This window comes from Streptomyces bikiniensis (genome assembly GCF_000716625.1).
In the GTDB taxonomy this organism is placed as follows: Bacteria; Actinomycetota; Actinomycetes; order Streptomycetales; family Streptomycetaceae; genus Streptomyces; species Streptomyces bikiniensis.
The window spans coordinates 196,021-206,295 of record NZ_JNXJ01000005.1; the positions used below are offsets into that span (position 1 = coordinate 196,021).

Below are 10,275 nucleotides of genomic sequence, written 5' to 3' on the forward strand. Positions count from 1 at the left end.
GGGTTCACCCACACGGGTGAGCGCGTGAAGAGGTCGCGCGCTCCCCCCACACGGCGGCGGCGACGAGCGCGACCGCGTGCGCGGCGAGCCCGAGCCGCCCGCTCCCGGCCACGACGGCGCCGCCGACGGCGGCGCCGAGCGCGTGCGCGCCCGCGTCGCCGAGCATGGTCGACTCCCCGAGGTCGTCCGCGAGGACCGCGGCGACGGCCCCCATGGGGGCGGCGGCGGGCGAGCCGCGCAGCAGTCCGGGGGCGGCGAGCGCGAGCACGGCCAGACCGGCGCGCCCCGGCCGCACGTCCACGAGGTTCACCAGGTGGGCGCTGCCCGCGACGACGATCCCGGCGAGGACCTTGTCCACCGGCCGCTCCTTGAGGAGCGCCCCGGCCACGAGCGAGGCGGCCCCGATCCCGAGGAGCTTGACGGCCCCGCTGGTCACCTCGCCGTCCCGCAGCGCCGCCGAGTGCGCCCGGAGACCGCGCCGGTGATCCCCCCTCACGTCGTCGTACGCCCCGCACGCCCCGGCCGCGAGCACGGCGAACGCGACGGGCGCGCTGCCGCTCCCGGCCGCCGTCCCGAGGACGACGGCGGGCCCGGCGTACAGGTCGACCTCGCGCCCGGCGTGGTTCGTCCGCGTCCACCGCGCGTCGCGCGGGAGCCTCCGCAGCCCCTCGTACACCCCCCGCGTCACCGCGCCGGCCAGGCCGAACGCGGCGAGGCGCCTCACCCGTCCGCCCGTGCCGCCGCGAGGAGTTCCTCCGCGTGGGCGCGGGCCGTCTCGGAGTCCTCCTGGCCCGCGAGCATCCGGGACAGCTCGCGGACCCGCTCCTCGCCCTCCAGGACGGTGACGCCCGAGCGGGTCACGGAGCCGTCGTTGGTCTTCTCCACGAGGAGCTGGCGGTCGGCAAAGGCCGCGACCTGCGGGAGGTGGGTGACGACGACGACCTGCGCGGTCCTGGCGAGCTTGGCGAGGCGGCGGCCGATCTCGACGGCCGCCTTGCCGCCGACGCCCGCGTCGACCTCGTCGAAGAGGTACGTGGGCACCGGGTCCACCCCGGCGAAGACGACCTCGACGGCCAGCATCACCCGGGACAGCTCGCCGCCCGACGCGCCCTTGGCGATCGGGCGCGGCGGGGCGCCGGGGTGCGGGGCGAGCAGCAACTCGACCTCGTCGGCCCCGGACGGCCCGTACGCGACCCGCCGGCCGCCGACCTCGACGCCCTCGGGGTCCTCGGTCTGGGCGAGGGAGAAGGACACGCGCGCGTGCGGCATGGCGAGCGAGGCGAGTTCGGCCGTGACGGCGGCCGCGAACCGGTCCGCCGCCTCCGTCCGCGCGTCGGTGAGCCGCTGCGCGAGCGCCGACAGCTCGTCGCGCAGCCGGTCCCGCTCGGCGGTCAGCTCCTCGATGCGGTCGTCGTCGTTGTCCAGCTCGCCGAGCCGGGCCGCGCTCTCCTCCGCCCAGGCCAGGACGGCCGCCGTGCCCTCCCCGTCCCCGTACTTCCGGATCAGCTGGGTGAGGGCCGCGCGCCGCTCCTCGACGGCGGCGAGCCGCAGCGGGTCGGCGTCCAGGTCGTCGGCGTACCCGGCCAGCTCGGTCGCCACGTCGGCGAGCAGGATGGAGATCTCCCCCATCCGGTCCGCGAGCGCGGCGAGCGCCGGATCGTGCGACCGCACGGCCTCCAGGGCCCGGCCCGCACCCGCGACGAGCGTGGTGGCGTCCACGGACTCGGGGTCCTCGGGCGAGCCCGCGAGCGCGGCGTGCGCGAGCGCGGCGGCGGAGGCGAGGGCCTCGGCGTGCCCGAGCCGCTCGGCCTCGGCGGCCAGTTCGGCGTCCTCGCCGGGCAGCGGGGCGACGGCCTCGACCTCTTCGAGGCCGAAGCGCAGCAGATCGGCCTCCTGGGCGCGTTCCCTGGCCCGGGTGGTGATCTCGTCCAGCTCGGCGGTGACGGCCCGCAGCCGCCGGTACGCCTCGCCGTAGGCCGCGAGCGGCACCGAGACGGCCTCGCCCGCGTACCGGTCGAGCGCGCCGCGCTGCCGGGCGGGCTTGAGCAGGCCCTGCTGGTCGGTCTGGCCGTGGACGGCGACGAGTTCGTCCGCGAGCTCGGCGAGCAGCCCGACGGGCACGGAGCGCCCGCCGAGGTGGGCCCGGGAGCGCCCCTCGGCCGAGACGGTACGGCTGACGAGCAGGACCCCCTCGTCCAGCTCGGCCCCGGCCTCCTCGGCGCGCACGGCGGCGGGCGCGCCCGGGGGCACGCTGATCCGCCCCTCGACCACGGCCGAGGCCGCGCCGATCCGTACGAGCGCCGGGTCGGCCCGTCCGCCGAGCAGCAGCCCCAGACTGGTCACGACCATGGTCTTGCCCGCACCGGTCTCACCGGTCACCGCGGTGAAGCCGGGCGACAACTCGACCACAGCGTCGTCGATGACCCCGAGCGACCGTATCCGCATCTCCTCCAGCACGCCCCAGACCATACGAGGTTTCCCTGGTCCGATGCGACATCGCCCCGGCCGTAACCCTCCGGCGCGCCGATCGTTCCGGTACCCGGCGGGTGCGGGGCCGGTCAGCGCGGGGCGCCCCGCCACCCCGACACGGGAAGGGCGAACTTGGCGACGAGCCGGTCCGTGAAGGAGGCGTGGTGCAGCCGGGCGAGCCGGACCGGGACGGCACCCCGCCGGACCTCGACCCGCGCGCCCGCCGGGAGCTCCACCGTCCGCCGCCCGTCGCACCACAGCACCCCGTGCGGGGTGTGCGGCTCGACCTCGACGGCGAGCACCGACTCGGGGGTGGTCACCAGCGGCTTGGCGAAGAGGGCGTGGGCCCCGATGGGGACCATGAGCAGCGCCTCGACCTCGGGCCAGATCACCGGCCCGCCCGCCGAGAAGGCGTACGCGGTGGAGCCCGTCGGTGTCGCGCAGATCACCCCGTCACAGCCGAAGCCGGTCACCGGGCGCCCGTCGATCGCGAGCACGACCTCCAGCATCCGCTCCGGTGACACCTTCTGCACGGCCGCCTCGTTGAGCGCCCAGTCCCGGTGCAGGACGTCGCCGTTCTGGTAGACGGTGACGTCGAGGGTCATCCGCTCCTCGACCTCGTACGCCCGGGTGACGACCCGGTCCACGACCTTGTCGAGGTCGTCGCGCTCGGCCTCCGCGAGGAAGCCGACCCGCCCCAGGTTGACGCCGAGCATCGGCACCCCGGACGCGCGGGAGAACTCGGCGCCGCGCAGCAGGGTGCCGTCACCGCCGAGGACGACGAGGAGTTCGCAGTCGTCGATCGCCTCGGAGCAGGCCTCGGGGACCTTCTGCACGGAGGACGGCAGCGGCAGGTCCGCCGCCTCGGCCTCCAGGACGCGGACGCCGAGACCGGAGCGCAGCAGCCCCTGGACGACCAGTTCGGCGCTGCGCACGGCGGCCGGCCGGCCGGTGTGCGCGAGCAGGAAGACGGTACGTGGTGCGGTCTCTGGTGGTGCTGTCGTTGAGCTCAACGAGGTCCCTCCGCCACGGCGCGGTCGACATCCGCCGGATCCAGCGCGGGCGCCCCTGCCCGCAGCCACAGAAAGTACTCGACGTTGCCGGAGGGGCCGGGCAGCGGGCTGGCGGTGACGCCGAGGACACCGAGCCCGAGCTCGCCGGCCCGCCGGGCCACGTTCTTCACCGCGTCGGCCCGGAGTTCGGCGGAACGGACGACCCCGCCCGAGCCGAGCCGCTCCTTGCCCACCTCGAACTGCGGCTTCACCATGAGGACGAGGTCGGCGCCGGGCGCCGTGCAGGACGCCAGGGCGGGCAGGACGAGGCCGAGCGGGATGAAGGACAGGTCTCCGACGACGAGGTCGACGGGGACGCCGTCGAGGGCGTCCAACGTCAACTCGCGTACGTTCGTACGGTCCTTCACGGTGACCCGCTCGTCGCTCTGCAGCGACCAGGCGAGCTGCCCGTAGCCGACGTCGACGGCCACGACGTGGGCCGCGCCCGCCCGCAGCAGGACGTCCGTGAAACCGCCGGTGGAGGCCCCGGCGTCGAGGGCGCGCCGCCCCTCGACCACGAGCCCCCGCGGCACGAAGGCCTCGAAGGCCCCTGCGAGCTTGTGGCCGCCGCGCGAGACGTAGTCGGGGTCGGAGGCGTCCTGCGCGACGACGATGGCCGCGGCGGTCTCGACCTGGGTGGCGGGCTTGGTGGCGACGGTCCTGCCGACGGTCACCCGGCCCGCGGCGATCAGCTGCCCCGCGTGCTCCCGCGAGCGCGCGAGCTTGCGCCGGACCAGCTCGGCGTCGAGACGGCGGCGTGCCACTCCTGCCACGTTCTGTTCAGCTCCTGTTGTCGTACGGACGGGGGGCGGGGTGCGCGTCGAGCGAGGTCAGCTCGTCGCGCAGGCCACGGTGTACATCCTCGTACACCTCCAGGTGTCCGTCCGCCGGGAGGGCGTCGACCCCGGCGAGACGCGCGAGGCGGGCGTCGACGGCGGGGTGGCCGGTCGGCTCCCGGACGACCCCGAGCGGGGCGGCGGCGGCAGGCTCGTCCGACGCCTCGCCCGCCGCCGTCCCGAACCCTTCCTCGGCCGGCCCTTCCTCGGCCGGTTCGGTCACCGGTCCCACCACCGGCTCCGGCATCGCGTCGCTCATGCCCCGACGCTACCGCGAAGCCCTGGGGTACCGTCGACGGCGATGGCGACGATCACGGAGTGCCGCGGCGCACTGGACAGACTTTCCGACAACCTCGCGCGGGCCGACGGCGACGTGCGCGGCGCGGCCGCGCTCGACCGCAGCCTGAGCTGCCACGTCACCGACCTGGACACGACCTTCACGGGCCGCCTGGCGGACGGCCGGATCCGGGTGGACTCCACCGTGCAGGGCCCGCCGCAGGCCAAGGCGCAGATCCGGCTCGCGATGACCGGGGACGACCTGGTGGCGATGGTCGACGGGCGGCTGAACTTCGCGAAGGCCTGGGCCTCGGGCCGGGTCAGGCTGGAGGCCGGCTTCCGCGACCTCCTGCGGCTGCGCTCACTTCTGTAGCGCGGCTCACTTCCGCAGCGCGGGCCCCGCCGTCGCGGCGGTGGTGGCGCGCGCCCTCCGCCCGGCGGGCACGACCAGCGGCGTCCCCGTCTCCGGGTCCTCGATGACCTGGCAGCGGAGCCCGAAGACCCGCTCGACCAGCTCGGCGGTCACGACCTCGGACGGCGGCCCCTCGGCGACCACCTCGCCGGCGCGGACGGCGATGAGATGGGTCGCGTACCGGGCGGCGTGGTTGAGGTCGTGCAGGACGGCGACGAGCGTGCGCCCCTGCGTCTCGTGCAGTTCGGCGCACAGGTCGAGGACGTCGATCTGGTGCTGGATGTCGAGGTACGTCGTCGGCTCGTCGAGCAGGAGCAGCGGGGTCTGCTGGGCGAGCGCCATGGCGATCCAGACGCGCTGGCGCTGGCCGCCGGAGAGCTCGTCCACGTACCGGTCGGCCAGCTCGGCGACGCCGGTCGCCTCCATCGACTCCCGGGTGATCCGCTCGTCCTCGGGGGACCACTGGCGCAGCAGCCCCTGGTGCGGGTAGCGGCCGCGCGCGACGAGGTCGGAGACGGTGATGCCGTCGGGGGCCAGGGAGGTCTGGGGCAGCAGCCCGAGGGTCTTGGCGACCTTCTTGGCGGGCAGGGAGTGGATCGACTGCCCGTCGAGCAGGACGCGCCCCTCGGTGGGCTTCAGCATCCGGGAGAGGGCGCGCAGCAGGGTGGACTTGCCGCAGGCGTTCGGCCCGACGATGACGGTGAAGGAGTTGTCGGGGATCTCGACGGACAGATCGCGGGCGATGACCCGCTGCTCGTACGCCAGGGTGACCGCTTCCGCGCTCAGGCGCTGCGCCTGCCGACCGTCCGTACCCGTCATACCCGCGACTCCCGTTGTCCTCGTCCGTGACCGTGGCGGGCGACGACGACCACGAACCACGCGGAGTTAGGTTAGCCTACCCAATTTCCCCCACCGCCCCGCAGGCGCCCGCCACCGCTCCGGGGCTACAGGCCCAGCCGCGCGAGCGCCTTCCCGCCGTCCGGGACGCCCCCGCCGGACTCCGCCGCCGACCACGCGGCCCCGCACAGCGCCCGTACGCCGTCCATGGGATCGGCGTCACCGGCCGACACGGGCTCGACCACCAGCACGCCCCCGCTCACCGAGGCCCGCCACGCCCCGCACACGAACCCGCCGTCCCCCTCGGCGACCACCTCCGGCTGCCCCGTGAGCAGCCCCCGCAGATCGGCCGCCACATAGGTCGGCCGGTGCTCGGGCGCGGCCGCGAGCAGCTGCGGCACGTCCGTCACCCCGGTCAGGACGAGCAGCGAGTCCACCCCGCCGTTGAACGCGCCCTCGATGTCCGTGTCGAGCCGGTCCCCGACGACGAGCGGCCGCTCCGCCCCGGTCCGCAGCACCGTCTCCCGGTGCATCGGCGGCAGTGGCTTCCCCGCCACCTTCGGCTCGTGACGTCCACCGGTGGCGATCCGCACGACCTCCACGGCCGCCCCGTTCCCCGGCCCGATCCCGCGCGCCCCGGGGATCGTCAGATCCGTGTTGGAGGCGTACCACGGCACGCCCCGCCCCACCGCGTACGCCGCCTCCGCGAACCGCTTCCACGGCAGCTCGGGCCCGCCGTACCCCTGTACGACCGCCACCGGTTCGTCGTCCGCCGACTCCACCGGCACCAGACCCCGCTCGCGCAGCGCCACCGCGAGCCCCTCGCCGCCGATGAGCAGCACCCGTGACCCGGCCGGCACCTCGTCCGCGATCAGCCGGGCGACGGCCTGCGCCGAGGTGACCACGTCCCCGGCCTCCGCCGGCACCCCCAGCTCCGTGAGGTGCTGCGCGACCGCCTCCGGCGTCCGCAGCGCGTTGTTGGTGACGTACGCGAGGCGCATCCCGCCGTCCCGGGCCGCCCCGAGGGACTCGACGGCGTACGGGACGGCCAGACCGCCCGCGTACACGACCCCGTCCAGATCGAGGAGGGCCGTGTCGTACGCCCCGCTCAGCGGCTCCGCGCTGCCCCCCGGCCGCGTCCTGCCGCCGCCCTGCCGTCCCTGGCCACCGTGCACCGTCACGCTCGCTCCTCGCCTCACCGGTCGTGGTTCCCGCTCCCCCGATCATCGCTCATGCCCCGGCCCACATACGATGTCGAGATGAACACCTCAGGTCACGCGGCCGCCGATGTCCGCGACGACACCGCAGGGCTGCGCCTGGCCCCGTTCCGCGGGCTCCGGTACGTCCCCGAGCGGGTCGGCAGCCTCGCCGCCGTGACGTCCCCTCCCTACGACGTCGTCGTCCGACCTGACGGGCTGCTCCACCTGGAGTCGGCGGACCCGCACAACATCGTCCGGCTGATCCTCCCTCAGGCGCTCACCGCCGGCACCCGCCACCGCAAGGCCGCCGTCACCCTCGACCGCTGGCTCGCGGACGGCGTCCTGGCCCCCGACCCGGCACCCGCGCTCTACGTGTACGAGCAGCGCGGCGACGGGATCCTCCAGCGCGGGATCATCGGGGCCCTGGAGCTCTCCCCGCCCGAGGCGGGCGTCGTCCTCCCGCACGAGGACGTGATGCCGCACGTGGTCGAGGACCGCGCCGCCCTGATGCGGACGACCGCGGCCAACCTCGAACCCCTGCTCCTCACCTACGTCGGCGAGGAGAACGGCGGCGCGGGCGCGGTGATCGAGCGGACCGCGGAACGCGAACCGCTCCTCTCCACCACCACCGAGGACGGCTTCTGCCACCGCCTGTGGGCGGTGACCGACCCGGCCGAACAGGCGGCCGTCGCCGCGGACCTCGGCCGCCACCAGGCCCTCATCGCCGACGGCCACCACCGCTGGGCGACGTACCTGCGCCTGCGCGAGGAGCACGTCGCGCCGGGCCCCTGGAACTACGGCCTGGTCCTCCTGGTCGACACCGCCCGCCACCCGCTGCGGGTCCGCGCCATCCACCGCCTCCTCAACCGCCTCCCGGTCGCCGACGCCCTCGCGGCCGTCGAGGGCTCCTTCCGGGTGCGCCGCCTCGACGCGCCCCTCCCGGAGGCCCTGGAGGCCCTCGCGTCGGCCGCGGCCGACGGCAACGCCTTCCTCCTCGCGGGCGACGGCGCCTTCCATCTCCTGGACCGCCCGGACCCGGCCCTCCTGGACCGCGCGGTCCGCACGGACCGCCCCGAGGCTTGGCGGACGCTGGACGCGACCGTCCTGCACTCCGCCCTCCTGGAGCACGTCTGGCACGTCCCGGACGCCCCGGAGGACATCGCCTACATCCACGACGCCGAGGCCGCGGTCGCCCAGGCGGAACGCCGCGGCGGTACGGCGGTCCTCATGCACCCGGTGCGCGAGGAGGTCGTCCGGGACCTGGCCCGCCAGGGCATCACGATGCCCCGCAAGTCGACCTCCTTCGGCCCGAAGCCGGCGACGGGCCTGGTCCTCAGAAGCCTCGCGCTGGACTGAGGAACACCGGAGACGCAGAAGGGCGGCGCCCCCGGAGGGGTGCCGCCCTTCTCACTCACCGACCGGGATCAGCCCTTGTCGCCGTCACGGTCGTCACGGTCGTCACGCCTGTCGCCGTCGAGCTCGACGTCACCGGCGACAACGCCGCCGGTCTCCTCCTCGGAGTCCTCGTCGGAGTCGTCGAACGCGTCGACGAACTCGACACCGTCCAGCTCGGCGAGCCGGTCGGAGGCGTCCGTGGCGCCGTCCTTGTCGGCCTCCAGGGCCTTCCCGAACCACTCCCGGGCCTCCTGCTCGCGCCCGGCGGCGAGGAGCGCGTCGGCGTACGCGTACCGCAGGCGCGCGGTCCACGGGTGAACGGCGCCGGAGGCGAGCTCAGGGCTCTGCAGCGTCACGATGGCGGCGTCGAGCTGCCCCATGTCCCGGCGGGCGCCGGCGGCCACGAGCCGCATCTCGACCTGCCCTGCCTTGTCCAGCTTCTGCACCTCGGGCTCACCGGCCATCGCGAGCGCCCGCTCGGGCCGGCCGAGGCCGCGCTCGCAGTCGGCCATGACGGGCCACAGCTCGACACCGCCGCTCATCCGCCGCGCGGCCCGGAACTCGGCCAGCGCCTCGGAGTACTTCTGCGTGGCGTACGCGGCGAAGCCGGCGGCCTCGCGGACGGCGGCGACGCGGGAGGCGAGCCGCAGGGCGACCCTGGAGTACCCGTAGGCCTTCTCCGGGTCCTCGTCGATGAGCTGGGCGACCATGACCAGGTTGCGCGAGACGTCCTCGGCGAGCCCCTTGGGCAGGCTCATCAGCTCCTGGCGCACGTCCGGGTCGATCTCCTCGCCGGTGACCTCCGGCGGGATCGGCAGCCGCTTGATGGGCGCGCGGTCACCACGGTCCCGGTCACGGTCCCGACCGCCCCGGTCGTCACGGCGCCCGTACCCACCACGGCTGTCGCCGCCCCGGTCGTCCCGCCGGAAGCCACCGCCCCGGCTGTCGTCCCGCCGGAACCCGCCGCCACCCCGGTTGTCGTCACGCCGGAAGCCACCGCCCCGGTCGTCACGCCGGAACCCACCGCCACGGTTGTCGTCCCGACGGTCGTCACGCTGGTACGAGGGACGGTCATCGCGCCGGAACGACGGCCGCTCGTCACGCCGGAAGCCACCACCACGGCTGTCACCACCCCGGTCGTCACGACGGAACCCACCGCCACGGTTGTCGTCCCGACGGTCGTCACGCTGGTACGAGGGACGGTCGTCGCGCCGGAAGGAGGGCCGGTCGTCACGACGCTCATCACACGCCGGTCGTCACGGCGGAAACCACCGCCACGGTTGTCCCCGCCACGGCTGTCCCCACCGCGCTCGTCACGGCGGAACCCGCCCCGGTTGTCGCCACCCCGGTCGTCACGGCGGAAGCCGCCACCGCGGTTGTCGTCACGCCGGAACCCACCGCCACGGTTGTCGTCCCGACGGTCGTCACGCTGGTACGAGGGACGGTCGTCGCGCCGGAAGGAGGGCCGGTCGTCACGACGCTCATCAAGCCTCCCCGGTCGCCACCAGCACCGTCCCTGCGACGCGGCTCGCGCTCCGGACGGTCGTCGGGAGAGTTGGTGGGCATGGTCGTGACTCCTGTCTTCGGGTACTGCAGTCATTCTCGCGCAGCCGGCACTCCGCCGCGCAGTGGAGAAAAATCAGGGAAAAACAAAAGGACCCCTGGTCCCAGCATGAACGCTGGGACCAGGGGTCCTGAAGAATTGTTCGGCGGTGTCCTACTCTCCCACAGGGTCCCCCCTGCAGTACCATCGGCGCTGAAAGGCTTAGCTTCCGGGTTCGGAATGTAACCGGGCGTTT

The 10,275-nt window shown here is 74.8% G+C and carries 11 protein-coding genes and 1 rRNA gene; 2 read left to right on the top strand and 10 right to left on the bottom strand.

All coding sequences use genetic code 11. The annotated features are described in order from the left end of the window. Nucleotides 1–4: 4 nt before the first annotated feature. The 5 genes from OO47_RS05230 to OO47_RS05250 all read right to left on the bottom strand — a co-directional run bounded on the left by OO47_RS05230 (nt 5) and on the right by OO47_RS05250 (nt 4,616). A complete protein-coding gene (locus OO47_RS05230; RefSeq protein ID WP_030212635.1) occupies nt 5–724 on the bottom strand; it encodes a hypothetical protein in 720 nt (239 codons plus the stop codon). Continuing rightward, nucleotides 721–2,469, bottom strand: a complete 1,749-nt coding sequence (gene recN / locus OO47_RS05235) for a DNA repair protein RecN (protein WP_033208114.1) — start codon at nt 2,467–2,469, stop codon at nt 721–723. The genes OO47_RS05230 and recN overlap by 4 nt, the downstream gene beginning before the upstream one ends. 89 nt (nt 2,470–2,558) lie before the next feature. Continuing rightward, on the bottom strand, nt 2,559–3,482 hold the full coding sequence (locus OO47_RS05240; RefSeq protein ID WP_030212629.1) for an NAD kinase: 924 nt from the start codon (nt 3,480–3,482) through the stop codon (nt 2,559–2,561). Next, nucleotides 3,479–4,294, bottom strand: coding sequence for a TlyA family RNA methyltransferase (locus tag OO47_RS05245; RefSeq protein WP_030212626.1), 816 nt, complete (start codon nt 4,292–4,294; stop codon nt 3,479–3,481). Before OO47_RS05245 ends, OO47_RS05240 begins: the two co-directional genes overlap by 4 nt. 7 nt (nt 4,295–4,301) lie before the next feature. After that, nucleotides 4,302–4,616 carry a hypothetical protein gene (locus OO47_RS05250; RefSeq protein WP_030212623.1) on the bottom strand — a complete coding sequence of 105 codons (315 nt, stop codon included), beginning with the start codon at nt 4,614–4,616 and terminating at the stop codon, nt 4,302–4,304. 42 nt (nt 4,617–4,658) lie between these two features. Between OO47_RS05250 and OO47_RS05255 the strand changes: the two genes are divergently transcribed. Continuing rightward, nucleotides 4,659–5,006, top strand: coding sequence for an SCP2 sterol-binding domain-containing protein (locus tag OO47_RS05255; protein WP_030212621.1), 348 nt, complete (start codon nt 4,659–4,661; stop codon nt 5,004–5,006). 6 nt (nt 5,007–5,012) lie between these two features. Here OO47_RS05255 and OO47_RS05260 read toward each other — a convergent pair whose 3' ends face one another. Together OO47_RS05260 and OO47_RS05265 are read right to left on the bottom strand one after the other, a co-directional pair. Beyond that, entirely contained in the window at nt 5,013–5,864 is an 852-nt protein-coding gene (locus tag OO47_RS05260) for an ABC transporter ATP-binding protein (RefSeq protein ID WP_030212616.1), read from the bottom strand. 125 nt (nt 5,865–5,989) lie between these two features. Beyond that, nucleotides 5,990–7,063, bottom strand: coding sequence for an HAD hydrolase-like protein (locus OO47_RS05265; protein ID WP_078489481.1), 1,074 nt, complete (start codon nt 7,061–7,063; stop codon nt 5,990–5,992). Between the two features lie 78 nt (nt 7,064–7,141). Here OO47_RS05265 and OO47_RS05270 point away from each other — a divergent pair, with 78 nt between their 5' ends. Beyond that, the gene (locus OO47_RS05270) at nt 7,142–8,437 is read left to right on the top strand and encodes a DUF1015 domain-containing protein (protein ID WP_030212609.1); all 1,296 of its coding nucleotides are present in this window, start codon (nt 7,142–7,144) and stop codon (nt 8,435–8,437) included. Nucleotides 8,438–8,505: 68 nt separating this feature from the next. On the opposite strand, the gene OO47_RS05275 is transcribed toward OO47_RS05270, so the two are convergent. The 3 genes from OO47_RS05275 to rrf form a co-directional block, all read right to left on the bottom strand. Further along, nucleotides 8,506–9,294: a tetratricopeptide repeat protein gene (locus OO47_RS05275; RefSeq protein WP_234323083.1), complete on the bottom strand. Its 789-nt coding sequence runs from the start codon at nt 9,292–9,294 to the stop codon at nt 8,506–8,508. A 424-nt stretch (nt 9,295–9,718) separates the two neighbouring features. Continuing rightward, nucleotides 9,719–9,961 (bottom strand): hypothetical protein, encoded by a 243-nt coding sequence (locus OO47_RS36760; RefSeq protein ID WP_051736382.1) that lies wholly within the window; start codon nt 9,959–9,961, stop codon nt 9,719–9,721. A gap of 219 nt (nt 9,962–10,180) precedes the next feature. Next, nucleotides 10,181–10,275 (bottom strand): 5S ribosomal RNA (rrf, locus tag OO47_RS33860); the annotation flags it as partial.

Coding starts and splice junctions, on each gene's coding strand:
- recN (WP_033208114.1), bottom strand. CDS start 2,469: ATGGTCTGGGGCGTGCTGGAGGAGATGCGGATACGGTCGCTCGGGGTC.
- OO47_RS05250 (WP_030212623.1), bottom strand. CDS start 4,616: ATGAGCGACGCGATGCCGGAGCCGGTGGTGGGACCGGTGACCGAACCG.
- OO47_RS05255 (WP_030212621.1), top strand. CDS start 4,659: ATGGCGACGATCACGGAGTGCCGCGGCGCACTGGACAGACTTTCCGAC.
- OO47_RS05260 (WP_030212616.1), bottom strand. CDS start 5,864: ATGACGGGTACGGACGGTCGGCAGGCGCAGCGCCTGAGCGCGGAAGCG.
- OO47_RS05270 (WP_030212609.1), top strand. CDS start 7,142: ATGAACACCTCAGGTCACGCGGCCGCCGATGTCCGCGACGACACCGCA.
- OO47_RS36760 (WP_051736382.1), bottom strand. CDS start 9,961: ATGAGCGTCGTGACGACCGGCCCTCCTTCCGGCGCGACGACCGTCCCT.